The 19824-nt window shown below is 53.3% G+C and carries 22 protein-coding genes; 10 read left to right on the top strand and 12 right to left on the bottom strand.

Features of this window, described 5'->3' with window-relative positions; all coding sequences use genetic code 11:
• From ACRBCU_RS08215 to mnmA, 5 genes are all read right to left on the bottom strand, one after another.
• Positions 1-387 carry a VOC family protein gene (locus ACRBCU_RS08215; protein WP_431364890.1) on the bottom strand — a complete coding sequence of 129 codons (387 nt, stop codon included), beginning with the start codon at positions 385-387 and terminating at the stop codon, positions 1-3.
• Positions 387-1391, bottom strand: coding sequence for a pyruvate dehydrogenase (acetyl-transferring) E1 component subunit alpha (gene pdhA, locus ACRBCU_RS08210; RefSeq protein WP_431364889.1), 1005 nt, complete (start codon positions 1389-1391; stop codon positions 387-389). Before pdhA ends, ACRBCU_RS08215 begins: the two co-directional genes overlap by 1 nt.
• A gap of 119 nt (positions 1392-1510) precedes the next feature.
• Positions 1511-1813, bottom strand: coding sequence for an FtsB family cell division protein (locus ACRBCU_RS08205; RefSeq protein ID WP_431364888.1), 303 nt, complete (start codon positions 1811-1813; stop codon positions 1511-1513).
• 171 nt (positions 1814-1984) lie between these two features.
• Complete coding sequence (locus ACRBCU_RS08200) at positions 1985-2977, bottom strand: LLM class flavin-dependent oxidoreductase (protein ID WP_431364887.1); 993 nt, start codon at positions 2975-2977, stop codon at positions 1985-1987.
• Between the two features lie 3 nt (positions 2978-2980).
• Positions 2981-4126: a tRNA 2-thiouridine(34) synthase MnmA gene (gene mnmA / locus ACRBCU_RS08195; protein ID WP_431364886.1), complete on the bottom strand. Its 1146-nt coding sequence runs from the start codon at positions 4124-4126 to the stop codon at positions 2981-2983.
• A gap of 125 nt (positions 4127-4251) precedes the next feature.
• Between mnmA and ACRBCU_RS08190 the strand changes: the two genes are divergently transcribed.
• The 5 genes from ACRBCU_RS08190 (at position 4252) to ACRBCU_RS08170 (ending at position 9870) form a co-directional block, all read left to right on the top strand.
• Entirely contained in the window at positions 4252-4530 is a 279-nt protein-coding gene (locus tag ACRBCU_RS08190) for a DUF1153 domain-containing protein (RefSeq protein WP_431364885.1), read from the top strand.
• A gap of 92 nt (positions 4531-4622) precedes the next feature.
• Positions 4623-5339 (top strand): response regulator transcription factor CtrA, encoded by a 717-nt coding sequence (gene ctrA / locus ACRBCU_RS08185; protein WP_431364884.1) that lies wholly within the window; start codon positions 4623-4625, stop codon positions 5337-5339.
• An 89-nt stretch (positions 5340-5428) separates the two neighbouring features.
• Positions 5429-7552 (top strand): NAD-dependent DNA ligase LigA, encoded by a 2124-nt coding sequence (gene ligA, locus ACRBCU_RS08180; protein ID WP_431364883.1) that lies wholly within the window; start codon positions 5429-5431, stop codon positions 7550-7552.
• Positions 7549-9639 (top strand): ATP-dependent DNA helicase RecG, encoded by a 2091-nt coding sequence (recG, locus tag ACRBCU_RS08175; RefSeq protein ID WP_431364882.1) that lies wholly within the window; start codon positions 7549-7551, stop codon positions 9637-9639. Before ligA ends, recG begins: the two co-directional genes overlap by 4 nt.
• Before the next feature lie 108 nt (positions 9640-9747).
• Entirely contained in the window at positions 9748-9870 is a 123-nt protein-coding gene (locus ACRBCU_RS08170; RefSeq protein WP_431364881.1) for a hypothetical protein, read from the top strand.
• A 198-nt stretch (positions 9871-10068) separates the two neighbouring features.
• Here the strand turns inward: ACRBCU_RS08170 and ACRBCU_RS08165 are convergent, their stop codons facing one another.
• Positions 10069-10512: an iron-sulfur cluster assembly scaffold protein gene (locus ACRBCU_RS08165; RefSeq protein WP_431364880.1), complete on the bottom strand. Its 444-nt coding sequence runs from the start codon at positions 10510-10512 to the stop codon at positions 10069-10071.
• A gap of 72 nt (positions 10513-10584) precedes the next feature.
• Here ACRBCU_RS08165 and hisI point away from each other — a divergent pair, with 72 nt between their 5' ends.
• Entirely contained in the window at positions 10585-10941 is a 357-nt protein-coding gene (gene hisI / locus ACRBCU_RS08160; RefSeq protein ID WP_431364879.1) for a phosphoribosyl-AMP cyclohydrolase, read from the top strand.
• Positions 10942-10943: 2 nt separating this feature from the next.
• On the opposite strand, the gene gluQRS is transcribed toward hisI, so the two are convergent.
• From gluQRS to ACRBCU_RS08135, 5 genes are all read right to left on the bottom strand, one after another.
• Positions 10944-11783 (bottom strand): tRNA glutamyl-Q(34) synthetase GluQRS, encoded by an 840-nt coding sequence (gene gluQRS, locus ACRBCU_RS08155; protein ID WP_431364878.1) that lies wholly within the window; start codon positions 11781-11783, stop codon positions 10944-10946.
• Positions 11780-12394 (bottom strand): class I SAM-dependent DNA methyltransferase, encoded by a 615-nt coding sequence (locus ACRBCU_RS08150; RefSeq protein WP_431364877.1) that lies wholly within the window; start codon positions 12392-12394, stop codon positions 11780-11782. The genes gluQRS and ACRBCU_RS08150 overlap by 4 nt, the downstream gene beginning before the upstream one ends.
• Positions 12395-12426: 32 nt before the next feature.
• Entirely contained in the window at positions 12427-13770 is a 1344-nt protein-coding gene (gene trmFO / locus ACRBCU_RS08145; protein ID WP_431364876.1) for a methylenetetrahydrofolate--tRNA-(uracil(54)-C(5))-methyltransferase (FADH(2)-oxidizing) TrmFO, read from the bottom strand.
• Positions 13771-13809: 39 nt separating this feature from the next.
• On the bottom strand, positions 13810-15132 hold the full coding sequence (locus ACRBCU_RS08140) for a cytochrome-c peroxidase (RefSeq protein ID WP_431364875.1): 1323 nt from the start codon (positions 15130-15132) through the stop codon (positions 13810-13812).
• Positions 15133-15419: 287 nt separating this feature from the next.
• On the bottom strand, positions 15420-16208 hold the full coding sequence (locus tag ACRBCU_RS08135; protein ID WP_431364874.1) for an enoyl-CoA hydratase: 789 nt from the start codon (positions 16206-16208) through the stop codon (positions 15420-15422).
• 58 nt (positions 16209-16266) lie between these two features.
• Between ACRBCU_RS08135 and ACRBCU_RS08130 the strand changes: the two genes are divergently transcribed.
• Complete coding sequence (locus tag ACRBCU_RS08130; RefSeq protein ID WP_431364873.1) at positions 16267-16686, top strand: PaaI family thioesterase; 420 nt, start codon at positions 16267-16269, stop codon at positions 16684-16686.
• A 106-nt stretch (positions 16687-16792) separates the two neighbouring features.
• On the opposite strand, the gene ACRBCU_RS08125 is transcribed toward ACRBCU_RS08130, so the two are convergent.
• A complete protein-coding gene (locus ACRBCU_RS08125) occupies positions 16793-17026 on the bottom strand; it encodes a DUF1127 domain-containing protein (RefSeq protein WP_431364872.1) in 234 nt (77 codons plus the stop codon).
• A 92-nt stretch (positions 17027-17118) separates the two neighbouring features.
• Here ACRBCU_RS08125 and ACRBCU_RS08120 point away from each other — a divergent pair, with 92 nt between their 5' ends.
• The 3 genes from ACRBCU_RS08120 to rpsI all read left to right on the top strand — a co-directional run bounded on the left by ACRBCU_RS08120 (position 17119) and on the right by rpsI (position 19650).
• Entirely contained in the window at positions 17119-18540 is a 1422-nt protein-coding gene (locus ACRBCU_RS08120; protein ID WP_431364871.1) for a PLP-dependent aminotransferase family protein, read from the top strand.
• 157 nt (positions 18541-18697) lie between these two features.
• Complete coding sequence (gene rplM / locus ACRBCU_RS08115) at positions 18698-19159, top strand: 50S ribosomal protein L13 (RefSeq protein WP_431364870.1); 462 nt, start codon at positions 18698-18700, stop codon at positions 19157-19159.
• A 2-nt stretch (positions 19160-19161) separates the two neighbouring features.
• Complete coding sequence (rpsI, locus tag ACRBCU_RS08110) at positions 19162-19650, top strand: 30S ribosomal protein S9 (protein ID WP_431364869.1); 489 nt, start codon at positions 19162-19164, stop codon at positions 19648-19650.
• The last annotated feature ends 174 nt before the right edge of the window (positions 19651-19824 follow it).

Below are 19824 nucleotides of genomic sequence, written 5' to 3'. Positions count from 1 at the left end.
TTACGAAGCCCCCAATGATGTAATCATACCAACGATATTGCCTTGCCCGTCTTCAACATAGGCGCAGCGGCCAACGCCTGGAAAATCAGTCGGTGGCAATGCTTCCGCGCCGCCATTGGCGAGCGCCCAAGCATAGCGATCATCGCAATTATCAACGTCAAATGTCATGGTGCCGCCGCGCACAGCGCTGCCCGCAGGGTGGGCGGTGTCAGGGCGCGTCAACATGCCAATGGTGCAGCCCGTGTCACCGCCAATCCCAGCGCCAGAGGCCAAGTGATAAGAAACCGCTTCGCCGCCCGGCATTGCGTCAAACGTCCAGCCAAACAAGCCGCCATAGTAGGCTTTGCCAGCCTCAACATCTGCAACATAGATTTCGAAATGTGGCATTACACGGCCTCCGATTCTGCGTAGATATCTGTCCAAAGCTGCGAAACATCGGGCAATGGGCTTTCCTTGGCGAACTCCGCCGAGGCATTCACAACTTTCTTGATCTCTTTATCAATCGCCTTCAGGTCATCCTCGCTGGCGTGTTTTCCTGTCAGCAAGGTCTCGCGCACTTGTTCAATGGGATCACGTTCATCGCGCATTTTCTGGACTTCTTCACGGGTGCGATATTTCGCTGGATCGGACATGGAATGACCGCGATAGCGATAGGTTTTTATCTCCAAAATGTAGGGGCCTTTGCCAGAACGGCAGTGCTGAACGGCGCGCTGGCCCGCATCTTTGACCGCCAGAACATCCATGCCATCTACGGCTTCCCCCGGAATGCCAAAGGCGGCGCCGCGCGTGTATAGATCAGGCGTCGATGTTGAACGTCCCTGCGCTGTGCCCATCGCGTATTGATTGTTTTCAATGACAAAAATGCACGGTAGCTCCCAAAGCGCAGCCATATTAAAAGTCTCATAGACCTGTCCTTGGTTCGCAGCGCCATCACCGAAATAGGTAAACGTCACGCGCCCGTTGCCTTTGTATTTGTCAGCAAAGGCAAGACCCGCGCCAAGCGGCACTTGCGCCGCGACGATGCCATGACCACCGTAGAAATGCTTTTCCTTAGAGAACATATGCATCGAGCCGCCTTTGCCCTTGGAATAACCATCAGCGCGCCCCGTAAGCTCGGCCATGACACCATTCGGGTCCATGCCGCAGGCCAGCATATGGCCATGATCACGATAAGAGGTGATCCGCTTGTCGCCGTCCTCTGCTGCGGCTTCGAGGCCGACAACAACGGCTTCTTGGCCGATATAGAGGTGACAAAATCCACCAATCAGCCCCATGCCATAAAGCTGGCCCGCCTTTTCTTCAAAGCGGCGAATGAGAAGCATGTCTTTATAGTGCTTGAGCAGCGCGTCAGCAGAAATATTCGACGATTTGGTTGTTTTCTTCGCTGGCATTAGCCGAACACCCTCCCAAAGATGAAAACTAGTTTAGCGTTAAACTATACTCTACCGCAGCGGATCGCGTCTGACCAGTGATTCAATTTGATTGTAAGGAAAGGCACAAATGCCGAAAGTTATCGAACGACAATCTCATCTGCGCGGATCAAGCCAAGCACATCGCGCGCTTGCTGATCAAGTAAGTCAAGATCGAGATAGGTGTCGGACAACCGTTTGGTCAGGTTTTCCATTTCAGCAACTTCGCCTTTGAGCATGGTAAGCTGAACATCCAGATCTCGCGCGGCTACGTTGATCTCTGCGCGGCGAAAGACACCGTAATCGCCCTGAACCGCCGCAAATGTGAAATACGTCGCAAGGCTGAATGCCACTGCGAAATAGATCAATGCGCCAAACGCTGGTTTTGCGGTTTTAGTTGCCATGCTGCCCTCGAAAGCACCTCTTAACGGATGCCGTGCGCCCTATGTGGCATGAAGGGTTGACGCGGGTCAGCCTTTTTTCCCCGCCGCATCAATTCTGAGCGCCAAGGTGTGTGTTTGAAGGCACAGCTACCAACGCCAGAGTGAGAGAAAGGGCCGTTTGGGCGGCGCAGTTTACTCTGAGATCAATGATTTCAACACGTTCGCCGCCAACTCAAACGATCGAACCCGCGAATCGTGATCATGGATCATGCCTGTGACCATCAATTCGTCAGGCTGATAACGCGAAATGAGGCCCTCTAACCCGCGATAGACCGTGTCAGGCGCGCCAGTTGCAGAACACGACAGGGCATGTTCAACCTGCCTTAGAACTTGCGTCGGCACCTGCGCGCCTATCTCGTCCGTCGGATAGGGTAAAAGACCCGGCTTGCCAGTGCGAAGCCGTGCAAAGGCCAAGATTTGAGACGAGCGCAGGAACACTGCCTCCTCGTCACTTGGCGCAACGCAAACGCCAGCCGCCATCATCGCGTAGGGCTTATCAAGCGCCCGAGAGGCTTTGAATGTTGATCGATAGATATGTAGCGCTTGCTCTAACATATCCGGCGCAAAGTGGGAGGCGAAGGCGTAAGGCAGCCCCAAATGCGCGGCAAGCTGCGCTCCGAACAAGCTGGACCCCAAGATCCAAACAGGCACCTGCGTGCCATATCCGGGAACGGCGCGCACCGTTGCTTCGGGGTTTTCATCGAAATACCCGATCAATTCCTGCACATCCTGCGGAAAGCTATCCTCTGGCGCCATATGACGGCGCAGCGCGCGGGCGGTTGCCATATCAGTTCCGGGTGCTCGGCCAAGCCCCAGATCAATGCGATCGGGATAAAGCGTTGCAAGCGTGCCGAATTGCTCGGCCACAACCAAAGGCGCATGATTGGGCAGCATGATGCCACCGGCGCCGACACGCATTGTCTTTGTCGCCGCTGCGACCTGCGCAATCATGATCGAGGTGGCCGCGCTGGCGATCCCCGGCATGTTGTGATGCTCAGCAAGCCAATAGCGATGATTGCCCGCCACTTCTGCCGCTTGTGCGAGGTGAACCGTATTGCGGATCGCATCGCCAGTGCGTTGCCCCTCTGGCACAGGTGATAAGTCTAGAAGGGAAAAACGCTGCATTGCCTAGTATCCCCGCCAAATCCAACCACCACCGAAAATACGTGTGCTGTCGGTATCATAAAAAACACAAGCTTGCCCCGGTGACACGCCGTCTTCGGGCGTCAGCAGCTCAACACTCGCTTCGGTTTCTGAGATCGGGCGAATAATCGCAGGGCGCGGCGGACGGGTAGAGCGCACGCGCACCAACACATGCCATTCGTCTTTTGACATCAGCGGATCATCACCCAGCCAGTTGATTTCGCGCACGGGAATGGTCCGCGTGCTGAGCATCTCTTTCGGGCCAACGATGACCTGTTTTTTGTCCACATCGAGCCGCACAACATAGAGAGGATCGGCCAGACCACCAATCCCAAGGCCGCGACGCTGGCCAATCGTATAATGAATAACGCCCTCATGATGCCCCAGCACAGTGCCATCCACATCAACAATATCGCCAGCTTCTGCCGCGCCGGGGCGCAGCTTTTCGATCACCGCTGCGTAATTGCCGTTTGGCACAAAACAAATGTCCTGACTGTCAGGCTTGTCCGCAACGCTTAGCCCGAACTTTGCCGCAAGTTCACGCGTCGCATCCTTGGAGGGCAGGTGGCCCAAAGGGAAGCGCAAGAAATCGAGCTGCTCTTGTTTGGTGGAAAATAGAAAATAACTCTGATCACGCGCGCCATCAGCCGCCGCATGTAACTCTGCCTTTTCAGGGCCCATCATGCGCTGGATATAATGCCCCGTCGCCATGCAATCCGCATCAAGATCCTTGGCTGTCTCTAGCAAGTCTTTGAACTTTACCCGCTCGTTGCACCGAATACAGGGCACAGGCGTTGCACCAGCAAGATAACTGTCTGCGAATTCGTCAATCACCGCATCTTTGAACACGTTTTCATAATCGAGAACATAATGAGGAAACCCCATTTCTTCGGCGACGCGGCGCGCATCGTGAATATCAATGCCAGCGCAGCACGCACCTTTTTTGGCCAAGGCAGCGCCATGATCATATAGCTGCAAGGTCACGCCAACCACATCATAGCCCTCGGACGCCAATTGCGCCGCGACAACCGAGCTGTCCACGCCGCCAGACATCGCAACAACGACGCGGGTTTCGGAAGGGGGTTTTGCGAACCCAAGGCTATTGAGTTTGTCAGGTTGATCTAGCGCCATGACGGCAACTCCTTACCAGAACCAAAGAAAATATAGGAAAATCCTAAACACTCTCAAGGGGGCGTTTCACTTCGCTTTAAGAGATTGCACGCAGAAAGGCCAGCAAGCAGACAAGAGGCGTAATAATGTATCTCAAGAAAGTAGATGGACCAAGGGCCGTGACCCTACCCAACGGCCAAGTCATGAGCAGGGCAGACCTGCCAACACCTCAAACACGGCGCTGGGTCGCATCGCGCAAAGCCGCGGTTGTCAAAGGCGTAACGCACGGTTTGATTTCAAAAGACGAAGCGCTCGAGCGGTATTCGCTTAGCGAAGAAGAGTTCACGCAATGGGTGCATGCAGTTGCAACTCACGGAGAGAAAGCCCTGAAAACCACGCGCATTCAGCACTATAGACAACCTTAAGTTGAGTGTGTTACTTTTTTATTGCGAACGGTAACGTTGGGTTAACTATTTTCCCTCAGCTTGCCCTTGAAGCAAATGAACGGAGTGACCCTATGCGCGTACTCTTGGTTGAGGACGATCCCACAACATCGAAAAGCATCGATATGATGCTGACTCACGCCAATCTTAATGTCTATTCGACCTCATACGGGGAAGAGGGCATCGATCTGGCGAAACTATATGATTACGATTTGATCCTTCTTGATCTAAATCTGCCAGACATGAACGGACATGAGGTTCTGCGCCAGCTGCGCCTTGCACGGATTGATACGCCGATTTTGATCTTGTCAGGCTCGGACGATACAGAAAACAAGATCAAAGGTTTCGGTTTTGGCGCGGACGACTATCTCACTAAACCGTTCCATCGTGACGAGCTGATTGCGCGTATTCACGCGATCATTCGCCGCTCCAAAGGGCATTCTCAGTCGATCATCTATACTGGCAAGATCGCGGTGAACCTTGATGCCAAAACCGTCGAGGTCGAAGGCGAGACTGTTCACCTCACGGGCAAAGAATACCAGATGTTAGAGCTACTTTCGCTGCGCAAGGGCACGACGCTCACGAAAGAGATGTTCTTGAACCATCTCTACGGCGGTATGGATGAGCCCGAACTCAAGATCATTGACGTCTTTATTTGTAAACTGCGCAAGAAGCTGTGCGAAGCGACACACGAAGACAGTTATATCGAAACGGTCTGGGGGCGCGGCTATGTATTACGTGATCCTGTCGAAAATGCTCAAAGCAAAACGCCAATGGCCGCAGCGGGATAACAAATCACCCCGGCTTTGGCATTGCGCCGCCCCTCTAGACGCGCGCGCGCCGTCCCCCTATCACTAATGCGACTCTGGGGAAGGCGCGCATGACGACGATCAATATCAGTGACCTGAATGAAGTGGACGCACGCTTTGAATTGGCGCGCCTGGCCAAACAACTTCGCCGCGCAAACGACGATTACTATGGCAAGGATGCGCCCACGCTAACTGATGCGGAATACGACGCGCTAAAGCAGCGCAATGCCGCGATTGAGGCGCGATTTCCAGACCTGAAACGTGCCGATAGCCCGAGCGAGCAAGTCGGCGCGCCCGCGCAGGATGGGTTTGGCAAAATTACCCATGCGCAGCGCATGATGTCGCTGGGCAATGCCTTTACTGATGAAGATGTAAGCGACTTCGTCCAAGGCATTCGCAAATATCTGGGACTAACCATTGATGCACCGCTTGCCTTTACAGCAGAGCCAAAAATCGACGGGCTTTCTTTATCGCTACGGTATGAAAGCGGTGTTTTAGTTCAAGCCGCGACCCGAGGCGACGGAGCAACCGGTGAGGACGTGCTCGCCAACGCCCGCACGATTGCTGACATACCGCAACAGATTGAAAACGCACCAGAATTGCTTGAAGTTCGGGGCGAAGTTTATATGAGCCATGCGGACTTCGAAACACTGAACACACGCCAGGCCGAGCGCGGGGGCAAAACCTTTGCCAATCCGCGCAACGCCGCCGCCGGATCACTTCGACAATTAGACGCCGAGATTACCAAATCACGTCCACTGAAGTTTTTCGCTTATGCGTGGGGTGCATTGTCTGATCCGCTTGCGGATACTCAAGAAGGATCAATAAAGCGGCTAAAGGCGCTTGGATTTAAGACAAATGATCTTACAAAGCGTTTTGAAACGGCCCACAAACTGATCGAACATTACCACAACATCGAACAAGAGCGCGCAGATCTGGGGTATGATATCGACGGTGTTGTTTACAAGGTCGATGATCTTGCTTTTCAATCCCGCCTCGGTTTTCGCTCGACAACGCCGCGTTGGGCGATTGCGCATAAATTCCCTGCCGAACTTGCTTGGACCAGACTTGAGGCAATCGACATACAAGTTGGCCGAACGGGTGCGCTTAGTCCCGTCGCGCGGCTGACGCCAGTTACCGTCGGCGGCGTCGTTGTTTCAAACGCGACCCTTCATAATGAAGATTACATTAAGGGGCGCGATGGCAATGGCGCGCCGATACGCGAGGGGCGCGACATACGTGTGGGCGATTGGGTTCAAATCTTTCGCGCGGGCGATGTCATTCCAAAGATCAAAGATGTCGATCTGTCAAAACGCCCGGAAAATAGCAAACCGTTTGAGTTCCCAAAAACCTGCCCAGAATGCCAAAGCCGCGCCATTCGTGAAGAGGGCGACGCGATCCGCCGCTGTACAGGTGGGCTTATCTGTCCTGCGCAAGCGGTTGAAAAATTAAAGCATTTCGTTGCGCGCGGCGCTTTTGACATTGAGGGGCTTGGCGCAAAACAGGTGGAGATGTTCTACCATGACCCCGCGCTGCCAATTCGTGAACCAGCCGATATCTTCACCCTTAGAAAACGCGATGCACAGCAGCCGTTAACCAAGCTTAAAAACCGCGAAGGGTGGGGTGCCAAAAGCGCTGACAAGCTTTTCGATGCAATTGACGAGCGCAGAAACATCGGCTTTGCGCGCGTTTTGTTCGCCCTTGGTCTGCGCCATGTCGGCGCGCAAAACGCAGCTTTGATCGCGCGGCACTATGGATCATGGACCCGTTTCGTCAACGCGATGGACAGCGCAAATGATCGCGAGAGCGCGGCTTGGGAGGATCTAATTTCGATAGATGGCGTTGGCGCGGTTATGGCGACCTCGCTTGTCACCAGCTTCAATCAAGAGGCAGAGCGCGCCTCTATCACGAGATTGACGGACGAATTAACCATAGAGGACGCAGAGCAACCAAGTTCTGACAGCCCCGTTGCAGGCAAAACTGTTGTCTTTACAGGCACCTTGGAAAAGATGACCCGCGCAGAAGCAAAGGCACGCGCGGAATCGTTAGGCGCCAAGGTGTCTGGCTCGGTTTCTGCCAAGACAGACATTCTCATCGCCGGCCCCGGAGCGGGTTCAAAGGCCAAAAAAGCGGCAGACCTAGGCGTGCAAAAGATTGATGAAGATGGCTGGTTGGCCTTGATTGAATCCCTATGAGCGGGCGCCCAGAGGTTCTTTACCCGCTCTTTTCCGAGCTTACCAAGCTTGACGGAATTGGCCCGAAAACCGCGCAGAACATGGCGGGGCTTGGCGTAGAAAAGCCTCGTGATCTTTTGTTTTTATTACCATTTTCTGGTATTGACCGCACGATCAAAGCCACCGTCCAAGGGGCCGATCTGCCAAACACCTTGACCGTGGAAGTCGAAATTGGCCAACACCGCCCACCGCGCAACAAAGGCGGCGCATATCGCATTGATGTGATTGACGCGCAGATTGCATTCCAATTGGTGTTCTTCCATGCGCGAGGCGATTATTTGGGCAAACTGCTACCCACGGGACAACGCCGTGTTGTTTCAGGAAAAGTCGAACTATTTGATGGGCTGGCGCAAATGGTGCATCCGGACCACGTGGTGCGCACAGAGGACGCAGCCCAAATTCCCACATACGAACCCGTTTACCCCTTAACCGCGGGCGTGACGCAAAAGCCCTTGAGCAAAGCTATCGCGAACGCGTTAACACTGGTCCCTGAACTGGATGAGTGGGTTGATCCCACTCAAAAGAATGAAAACAACTGGCCTGATTGGAACCATGCAATTGCAGCGGTTCATGCACCCACGTCAAGCGCGGATCTTGCCGCGACTGCGCCAGCGCGAGAGCGATTAGCCTACGATGAATTCATGGCGCACCAGCTCACATTGGCGCTTGCCCGCGCAAACCGACGGCGCGCCCCTGGCATTGAAAGCAGGGGAACAGGCAAACTGCGTAACCAAGTGTTAAAGGCGCTGCCCTATAAACCGACGGGCGCGCAGAATCGCGCTATTGATGAAATTTCGACGGATATGGCAAACGGGCAGCGGATGAACCGGCTGCTTCAAGGGGACGTTGGCTCTGGTAAAACCTTAGTCGCTTTTATGGCGCTGCTCACGGCCGTGGAATCAGGCGGGCAGGGCGTGATGATGGCGCCCACCGAGATACTCGCGCGTCAGCACCTTGAGGGGCTTCAGCCGTTAGCAGAATCCGCTGGCGTTGTTCTGGAATTGCTCACAGGCCGCGACAAAGGCCGCGAAAGAGAGGCAAAATTAACCGCGTTAAACGAAGGCAAAATTCAAATCCTCGTCGGGACACACGCGGTGTTCCAAAAGGACGTTCAATTTCTTGATTTGAGATTGGCGATTGTAGACGAGCAGCACCGTTTTGGCGTGCGTCAACGCTTGGAACTTGGCCAGAAGGGCGAAAACGCCGATGTGCTTGTCATGACAGCGACACCGATTCCACGCTCGCTCGCGCTTGCGCAGTATGGGGATATGGATGTGTCGGTGCTGGATGAAAAACCAGCGGGTCGCCAACCGATCAAGACCGCGCTCATTTCGGACGAACGTGTCAGCGAGGTGGTTGAGCATCTCAAGAGTGCGATATCGAATGGGCGGCAAGCCTATTGGGTCTGTCCTCTGGTTGGCGAGAGCGAGGTGTCTGACCTGATCGCTGCTGAGGAGCGTTTCAAAACTTTGCGCGCGATCTTGGGTGACGACACCGTGCGTTTGGTTCATGGCCAGATGCCCGCAGCTGAAAAAGACGCAGCAATGGCCGACTTCGTGGCAGGGCGCGCTCAGGTTCTTGTCGCAACAACAGTGATTGAAGTGGGCGTAAACGTTCCAAACGCGACGATCATGGTGATTGAACGGGCCGAAAGCTTTGGCCTTGCGCAATTGCATCAGTTGCGCGGCAGGGTTGGTCGTGGTTCGGCAGCGTCAACCTGTCTTTTGATGTATAAAGCGCCGCTGTCAGAAAACGGGCAAAAACGGCTAACTGTATTGCGCGAGACCGAAGACGGATTCCAGATTTCAGAGACAGATTTGCAAATGCGAGGCGCGGGGGACCTGATCGGAACCGCGCAATCGGGCCTTCCACGGTTCCGCGTTGCAGACATGGAAAACCAAACGGCTCTAATGGATATCGCGCAAAGTGATGCTCGAAAACTTCTTCACGATGACCCCAAGCTCACCAGCGCGCGCGGCAAAGCGGCGCGTGTTCTCCTTTGGCTGATGGAACAAGATCAAGCTATTCGTTTAATTTCAGTAGGTTAGAAAATTAGTTAACAAAATGTTCTCAAATGTTCCATTTTGTTCTTTACATAACGTTCCGCAAATGAGAACAAAGGTGCAACAAAAACGAGATTGAGCAGGAGCCACCCCATGATGGATCAAGTCAAAGCCGTAATCGCCCGCGCGGATCGCACATTGCTGCAGGATGCCATCGGTGCCGTTTCTTTGATGACCATCTTTATGGCCGCCCTGCACATTCCCGGATTTGTCTGATTTTTACTATTTGCCTCGTGATTTCGTGCCGACGCCCCCCGCATCCTGTCCCAACTTCGATGCAGCATAACACGTCCTGTCCCAACTAGAGTGTTATTTACAAGAGCTTTGCCTGGCTCATTACGGCGATCCATCGGGTCCCACACGAAAGCACTAACCTTGCGCCGCCATCCAAATCATTGGATGTGCGGCGTTTTTTTATGCGTTTTGCAGCGCATCAATCGCTTCGCATGTCGCCTCGATCGAAAGAAGAATAGAGGCATGGCGGTTTTTGTAAGCCGAGGCAGGCAGAAACACCTCAAAACCCTCAAAAGGCGCGTCTGGGACAACGCCACTGCCTTTGAGCAAGGCGCGCAGTTGATCGCGCGCTTTGATCGCTTGCTCCGCGGAACATCCAACAATCGCACCTCCGACAACAGAGGCGGCGGCCTGACCCAAAGCGCAGGCTTTTACATCTTGCCCAAAGTCACTGATCTTGCTGTTTTCACAACGCAAATCCACTGTCACCGTTGATCCACACAGAGGCGAGCGTTTTTTGACGCTGCTATGTGGCTCGCTTAGACGCTCTGCGCGCGGTATGTCGGCTGCAAGTTCAAGAATGCGGCCTGAGTAGAGTTTTATGAGATCAGTTTCACCAGACATATGATTGCGCTTTCGCATGAGTGTGCATTTGCTTAAGTAGGCGGCATGCCTCAGTTTTCAAAGGAGTACCTGATGGATTTTGATCCCGCAACGCTGGCCTACAACGAGGCAGGTCTTATTCCTGTGATTGCTCAAGCTGAAGGATCTGGCGAAGTGTTGATGATGGCTTGGATGAATGAACAAGCAGTATCGCGTACAATCGAGAGCCGTAAAGTAACCTATTGGTCGCGTTCGCGTCAGTCCTTTTGGGTAAAGGGCGAGACGTCAGGCAATGTTCAAGAGCTTGTCGAGCTTAGAATGGATTGTGACAAAGACTGTTTGCTCGCCATTGTTCGTCAAACCGGACCTGCCTGCCACACCAATCGGAGAAGCTGTTTTTACACATCAATTTCAGAAGGTTACGAGAAGATATTAATGTCACCCATGTAGTTTCATAGACCGACGAGCATGCGAATATCCTTTGGGCTCGCCCCGTCTTCACGAAATTTCGCAATTGCACGCGCGTCATCCCGTTTGGCAAGCCGTTTACCATTTTCATCCCGAATAAGTTTATGGTGCGTGTATTCTGGCGTTGGGTAGCCCAGCAGACGTTGCAAGAGCACATGGATAAATGTGGCGTCGCGCAAATCTTCGCCCCGGATGACATGGGTGATATTTTGATCCTTATCATCCACAACAATTGAGAGATGGTAAGACGCGGCCATATCTTTGCGCGCGAGAACCACATCGCCAATTTCATTGATCATTTGATCGCGATTTTTTCCGATTTTTTCTCGGCCTTCAATGAATGATATTTCATCACAATCAAGGTGTTGCATGGCGTTTTTCATGTTAATACGCACCGCTGCACGCGAGTCTAGATTGCTGATCTCTCTATGACGGCAAGTACCCGGGTAAATGATCCCGTCTGGACCCATCAATGGCGCACCTTCTTGCGGAGCATTTGCGGCCGCCTTGACGTCTGCGCGGGTACAGGTGCAAGCGTAGAGCAAGCCCATATCCCAAAGCCTTTGCAAAGCTTCGCGATACTCTTTGCTACGCTGGTGTTGTGACCAAATGGGGCCGTCCCAAGAAATTCCCAACCAACTCAGATCATCTTGAATTTGCTCAGCCCAGTGCACGCGCGCACGGCTTTGATCAATATCATCCATTCGCAAATAAAACTGCCCATTCGCTGCGCGCGCGCGATCATGGGCAAGCAGCGCCGAATACGCGTGACCAAGATGCAAAGGTCCCGTTGGGCTGGGGGCAAATCTAGTGTTAAATATCACGTCTTTTCAAGCACGTATACTTTGGACTTCATGTTCAAACCAGGCAAATGATCGCCATAGGATTGAGATAAGATGACCGCGCTGCCGCGTTCAACGCATTGAACAACCTTTGCTTCATAGGCAGGGTCTTCAAGTGTGTGATCATTAAAGGAGAATACGAACTTTCCTCCTCGATCCAGCGCATTAAGCAACATATCAAACACGTCCAGCGGCGCAGCGCCTGCGCCAATGACACCAATCGCAGAAATCACTGAATAATTGCCCTTTTGAACCGGGAAAGGCGCGTCAGGGTCCGCTTGCGTCAACGTGCGATAAAGCCGTTTTTCAGCAGCTTGATCCAACATATCTTGGGTCAGATCAGTTCCGTCAATAATTTGGAAACCTGCGAGTGATAGAGCAAGCCCAGAAAGCCCTGTACCGCAGCCAAAATCTAGAATTGGAGCCGAAAAATCAGTCGTAACCGCACGCAAAGCTTCGGCGCAACGTCCGGGCGTTGCATAGCCGTTTTCACCCACTTCCGCTTCGTAGGTCTTGGCCCAACTCGTGTATAGCTCACGTGTCGCTTCGGTGCCTGTGGTATCGTAGGCTTTGTCGAGGAATGTCTCTGTCATCCTTCAACGCTAACTGGCAAAAACGCTTATGTCTAGGTTTGGCCGCTAAGCCACTCTGTCCAAGCGGTTTTCGCGCGATCAGTATAGGCCTTGTAGCGGTCGGCGCGTCCACGACGACCACCTTTTAATCCTTCAACAGGACGGAAAAGGCCGAAGTTGACGTTCATCGGTTGAAATGTCTTAGCCTCTGCGCCGCCTGTTATGTGGTGCACCAACGCGCCTGTTGCCGTGTCTTGAGGAAGATCGGGAAGAGCTGTGCCATTTATCTCTGACGCGGCAAGGCGACCTGCCAAAAGGCCCATCGCTGCACTTTCAACGTAGCCCTCTACACCGGTAATCTGGCCGGCGAAGCGGATATGGGGCTGAGATTTCAAGCGCATCTGGCTGTCGAGCAAGGTAGGAGAGTTCAAAAATGTGTTACGGTGAATTCCCCCGAGGCGCGCAAAACTGGCATCCTCCAAACCCGGAATTGTTTTGAAAACAGTGGCTTGCGCACCGTATTTCATCTTTGTTTGAAAGCCGACTATATTATACAGCGTTCCCAAGGCGTTGTCGCGGCGCAGTTGCACGACCGCATAGGCTTTCACATCTGGCTGATGCGGATTGGTCAGGCCAACGGGCTTCATCGGGCCAAAACGAAGAGTTTCGCGACCACGCTCTGCCATCACTTCGATTGGCAGGCAGCCATCAAAATACTTAGCTGTTTCGCCCTCGTGAAACTCGGTTTTTTCGGCTTCCAAAAGCGCATCAATGAAGGCCTCGTACTGCGCTTTGTCCATCGGGCAGTTAAGATATGCCGTGCGTTCTTCCTCGGTTTCGCCCTTATCGTAACGCGACTGCATCCACGCTTTGCTCATGTCGATGCTATCCGCATAGATGATAGGAGCGATTGCATCAAAGAAGGCGAGCGCATCTTGGCCCGTCTCGGCGGCAATCGCTTCACCGAGAGACGATGACGTTAGCGGGCCCGTTGCGATGATCCAATGACCCGTGGTCGGAAGCGAAGTAATCTCTTCATAATCAACGGAAATATTGGGGTGCGAGGTGATTTTCTCGGTCACGCCAGCAGCAAAGGCTTCGCGATCAACAGCCAAAGCGCCACCCGCGGGCAAGCGATGTTTGCCCGCCATCTCCATGATCAATCCACTCGCCTGACGCATTTCCCAATGCAACAAGCCAACGGCGTTTTGCTCGTGATCATCAGAGCGGAACGAATTGGAGCAGACCATTTCGGCCAAATCACCAGATTTATGCGCGAAGGTTTCAACTTTCGGGCGCATCTCGTGAATGACGACTTTGACGCCTTGGTTAGCGGCCTGCCAAGCGGCTTCGGATCCGGCGAGCCCGCCACCGATGATATGTAGAGTGTTTTCCATGGCGCGCATTTAGGTCACTGCGCGCCAATTAGCAAACTCTTAACTTGGGTCTGATATCGGATCGAGAGGCAGATCAGATGGCACACGGTCTGGTACACCCAAACGGCCATTGCGGCTAATCGGGTCTTCAAGCGCGGAAAGGAAGGCCATGAGTTGATCAATTTCGCCTTCGGTTAAGGCAACGGGTTCGATTTCAGCGGCCATAGCGATGCGCAAGACTTCGGCCAAATTATCCATTGGCTCCCAATCTTTTGCGCCTTCGCCCAGTTCGTGCAGCGCGGCTTGTCGACGGTCGTAGTTTCCAAGCCCTTCAAACGGGTCAAGGTGATGGCGTACCATCGCCCGAAGATCCGTATAGGCTCCGTTATGCCCGTAGGGGGCGCTTAATGTTACGTTGCGCAAAGACGGCGTGCGGAAACGGTATTTGTCAGCATCGATACCGCTAATCATACCGCGCCCCGCGTCGGCATAGGCATCGTCTTTACCAGGCCCGAACTGTGGCAGGCCAATCGCGTGGAAACCATGATCGGTTTGGAACTTGCCCGAATGGCAGCTCGAGCAATTGCCTTTTCCGTAGAAAATCTCCATGCCTGCCAACTGCTCTGGCGTCATCGCAGTTTCTTTGCCGTTGAGATACTGATCAAACGGGCTATCAGTGGCGCGAAATTCATAGGTGATGAATTGGGACAACGCGTTGCCAATGTCAGTAATGTGCAGCGGCGTGTCTTGGCCAATAATCCAATCAAATGCCATGCGGTATTCTTCGATGGCCTCTACTTTTGCGGTGATTTGCTGCCATGCACCGTTGGGGCCGTGAATTTCCTCGGCATCAATTGCATCGGCAATGGAATTTTCACCCGGGTGACCGGCCATTTCATCATGGCTTAGAATTGGAAGAATGTTCTGGGCGGCAAGTGCGGATGTCAGCGGGCGCTCTAGCGTGCGTCCTTCTGGCATGGCGATCCCATACATTGCCTCACGATTTAGCTGAACGCGTCCGTCATGGAACATCGTGGAAAATTCGCGCGCGCCAAGGTTAAACAAGGCTGGCGCATTGCGCGGAATACGCGCTTTTGGCGCGTTACCGTTAACCACTTCGCGCATACGGCCAAGGCCAAGACCGCCTTCGCCGATGGACAATGACATCGCATCGCCTGTGCCTAGAGCTGGGTGATGACAGGTCGCGCAGGCGATGTTGTCGTTGCCTGACAACACTGGATCAAAGAAAAGTTGTCGCCCCAACGCCACGGTTTCCGTGTCGAGCGTCGGGAAGTCAGACGGCAAAATGGGGTTGGGTAAATCCGCCGCCGAGCTGACGCTCGCGAGAGAAGTCAAAATTGCAGTCGTTATTAAAAAACGCATCGGGCACACCTTATGATCAGCAAAACCATTCGCGCTGGAATACTCACGCGGATGTGATCAGGATGCGTAGCGCGGTATTTCACTGCAAATGCGCAGTTTGAAACAGACTTGCGCCAATTTGGAAACGATCGCGTAAAAGTCGGCGTTAACCTCAATCTACGTTAAGGTTAACGTGGTTTCGAACATGTCGACGTTGGCAACAGAGCGCATATCAGCGCGTCACATTCTTGAGCCGATTGTTTCTGCTCTAGAAACGATAGCTAAGCCTATGCGGGATTGTTTTCCCGTCAATCCTGCGACCAATCTGGCGCGCGCTTTTCAAGAAATGCTGAAATGCCTTCTTCGGTATCACGGTATAACATGTTTTCCACCATTGCTGCGCCAGTGAAGGCGTATGCATCGGCCAAATTCATATCAAGTTGATCATAAAACGCCGACTTTCCGATTTTAACCGCAGCGCCAAGCTTTGCGGCAATTGTCTCCGCAAGTTCCAGGGTTTCGCTTTCAAGCACGTCTTCACCGACGACGCGGTTAATCAAACCTAACGTCTCTGCGCGCTCTGCATCGATAAAACCGCCTGTCGTGAGCATCTCAAAGGCCTGTTTGCGCGGGATATTGCGGGTCAGCGCGACCATTGGAGTGGAGCAAAACAAGCCAATATTAACGCCGTTCACACCAAAGCGCGTTCCTTTTGCCGCAACAGCCAGATCGCAGCTCGCAACCAACTGACAACCAGCAGCCGTGGCGATGCCATGAACCTGCGCGATAACGGGCTGGGGCAGGGCGCGAATACTCTGCATCATATGCGCGCAGCGATCGAACAAATCTTTGAAATAGGCTTTTCCACCGTCTTCGCTTTGCCGACCTGCGGTCATTTGCTTGAGATCATGCCCCGCACAGAACGCTTTTCCGGCGCCTGACAACACAATTGCACGCACGCTTGCGGTTTCGCGCAATTCATCCAACTCGCTTTGAAGCGCTGCGAGCATTTCGTCCGACAGCGCATTTAGCCGCTCTGGCGCGTTCATATGTAGGTGGGCGATTGCGCCTGTGCCGCGACGTTCCAGAATTGCCATCTTGCTCTCCATGCTTCGTTACGTAAACCCTACTGCATGACCTAAGGGGAGGAAAGACATGGACCTGAAAATGGACGCAGCGGCGCTAAACGCGTTAATGATCAAAGAATTCCCGCAAGTGGCCGAAGATTTCATCGTCGAAAAAGTCGCGCCAATGCAGGTCACCGTGCGCTTGCCCGTCGCAGATCGCCATTTGCGCCCCGGCGGTACAATTAGTGGACCTACAATGTTTGGGTTAGCGGATGTATCAATTTATCTTGCTACAATGGCAATGATTGGGCCTGTTACCTTAGCCGTAACCACAAATTGCTCCATCGACTTCATGCGCAAACCGCAATCAGGCGTCGATTTGATCGCCTATGCGCGTCTTCACAAATTGGGACGCTCGCTCGCTGTTGGCGATGTATTGATACATTCAGAAGGGCTTGAAGCGCCTGTTGCTCGCGCATCCCTTACTTACGCCATTCCACCTAAATAACGCAGGTCGACCCCTCGCTGCATCAACAAAAAGCGGCGACCCATGTCGAAACATGAAAGTCGCCGAAGTAAGAGGTTCGAGAAACTTGGGAACAGTCCGAGACGCGTTAAGCGCGCCAGAACCTCTTGTTCGCCTCAATTTCTGCGGCATCTGGCGTCAAACCGATGTCACGCAAAAGATGAGCGTCAAGATCGCACAAGGCTTTACGCGTTCGATAGCGCATCGCCCATTTGGAGCTGGTCACAGCTACGAACACGGCAACCGTTGCCAAAAGCGGCAATGGGCGTTGCTGGTCGAGAAAGGCAAGATCTGCTGAGATCAGAGCGCGAGTATGTGACATGGTACACTCCTATAATTGTATTGACACAATGATATTTTTCCGTACTTATGGAGATACAAAATGAAACATTGTACGTCTATAGAAAGATTGTAATGGATACAATTTGGTTGCCCAGCATAGAGTTTCGTGATGGCCCTAAGTACAAAGCGCTGGCCGACGCGATACGAGAAGCCATCTCGGATGCGACACTCAAGGTCGGGCGCAAGTTGCCTCCTGTGCGAGATCTTGCATGGGATCTCAAGATTACCCCCGGCACAGTTGCGCGCGCTTATTCGCTCTTAACCGACGAGGGCACGCTGGAAGCAGCGGTTGGACGCGGCACTTTTGTTGCGCCTCCCAAACCTGAAAAGGTCACTCTGAATAAAAGCGACTACCTCGTAGATGTCGTTGCGCAGGCCCCTAATATTGAACGCCGCCCAGACGTCGTGCGTTTGACCTCGCCTCAACTACCCGATGTTGGACAAGCCGCGTTGATACAGTCCTTAATGGGGCAGGTGGCTGCGGCCCCTCAGTCGGGGGTCATGCACTACCCAAATCGCGAAACCTTTAAGCCCGCGCGCACGGCCGTGATGAATTGGTTGCAAGGCACGCCTTTGGGGGCGTTGGATCAGGGCGACATAGTGCTGTCACATGGCGGGCAAAACGGGGTCAGCCTCGCGCTTCAATCTGTTCTGCACGGTCCTGCTCCTGTGGTTCTTGTGGAAGAATTATCATATCCGGGCTTTAGACGCGCCGCTGCTTTGTTGCGCGCCGAAGTGATTGCCGTGCCGATGGATGAAAACGGCATGATTCCCGAAGCGATTGCTGCCATTGCAAAAACCAGCAACGTTCAGGCGATTTGCACCTCTCCCGAAGTGCACAATCCGACGGGTTTGTTTACCCCCGAATCCAGACGCGAAGAAATCATCGAGGTTGCGCGCGCCCATGACATCCAAATTATCGAAGATGATTGTTATCGCATGGGCGCATCACGCGCTCCAAGCTATCGAATGTTGGCACCGGAGCGCGGCTGGTATGTATCTTCCATTTCCAAAACACTGACACCTGCGCTGCGTATCGGCTTTGTGATTGCGCCAAAACCAATGGTGCCCGCACTGCGCCGCTCTGCAGAGCATGGGTTCTTTGGGCTTGCCACGCCGCTTGCCGATCTCACAGAACGCTTGCTGAACGATCCACGTGCCGTTGAATGTGCCGCCAAGGTGAATTCTGTCTTTGGGCAGTATATTCAAACATGCGTTAACCTCTTGGGACGATATGAGCTTACTTGGAATGTCGATGTGCCCTTTATATGGTTGAAATTACCAGAAGGGTGGCGCGCCTCAGCCTTTTGCCAAGCGGCAGAAGCCGCAAAGGTGCAAATCCGTCCCGCAGAAGAATTTGCAGGCCGCGAAGCGCGCGCGCTCCATGCTGTACGCATCGCCATTAATGCCCAGATAGATCACGACCACTTTGAAGCCGCCATGGCGCGTTTGCGCGACTTGCTCGACGAACCACCCGAAAGAATAGGTGTTTAAGTGGGGTATTATTATACCTAATTTATAAGCATATGTTTTTATTGAATTAAACGTGACTTACTGCTGTTGACGAGAAAATCAGAGCACGTATAAGCCTCGTATTCAGCGCGGGATCTCCCGCGCTTACAGATTCTAAAGACCTATAAGGGTAAAATCGATGAAAACCTTCTCTGCAAAGCCAGCAGACATCGAAAAGAAATGGATCATTATCGACGCTGAAGGCGTTGTTTTGGGCCGTCTCGCTTCGATCGTTGCTATGCGCCTGCGCGGCAAGCACAAAGCGTCCTTCACGCCGCACATGGATATGGGCGACAATGTCATCATCATCAACGCTGAAAAAGTGCAGATGACGGGCAAGAAGCGCACCGACAAGAAATATTACTGGCACACAGGCCACCCGGGCGGCATCAAGTTCCGCACAGCGGGTCAGCTGCTCGAGGGTGATTACCCAGAGCGCGTGATGACCAAAGCGGTTCAGCGCATGCTGCCAGGCGGCCCTTTGAGCCGTCAGCAGATGACGAACCTGCGTGTATATGCTGGCGCTGAGCACCCGCATGAAGCACAAAACCCAGAAGTTTTGGACGTGAAGTCCATGAACTCCAAGAACTCACGGGTATAATCATGGCTGATCAAGTAAATTCTCTCGAAGAACTCGGCGCAGTAGCCGAAGGCGTAGAAGCTGTTGTTGAAACAGCAATCGTACGTGAGCCAGTCCGTGACGAGCTCGGTCGCTCCTATGCGACAGGCAAGCGTAAAGACGCGGTTGCACGCGTTTGGATCAAGCCTGGCTCCGGCAAGGTTGTGGTAAACGGCAAAGCCATGGACGCATATTTTGCGCGCCCAGTTTTGCAGATGATCCTGCGTCAGCCGTTCACGGTTGCAGGCGTTGAAGATCAGTTCGACGTGATGGCGACTGTAAAGGGCGGTGGTCTTTCTGGTCAGGCCGGCGCGGTTAAGCACGGTATTTCTAAAGCACTTCAGCTTTATGATCCCTCGCTACGCGGTGCTTTGAAAGCTGCTGGCTTCATCACGCGCGATAGCCGCGTTGTTGAACGTAAGAAGCCTGGTAAGCGCAAAGCGCGTCGTAGCTTCCAGTTCTCCAAGCGTTAATCACTGGTTTCAAATTCTATTGCAAAGGGCCGCTCATTCGAGCGGCCCTTTTCTTATTTGAGCATGCCTTTCGGCATGCAGGTGCCTCCGGCGGGGATATTTATAAGAGAGAGGAAACACATATTTAACCAAATGAGTGTTTTGTAAGGGGACGGTACAGGCGGGGACGCCGAT

The organism is Planktotalea sp. (assembly GCF_050633725.1).
Classification (GTDB): Bacteria; Pseudomonadota; Alphaproteobacteria; order Rhodobacterales; family Rhodobacteraceae; genus Planktotalea.
This window is presented reverse-complemented; position numbering and strand designations above follow the sequence as displayed.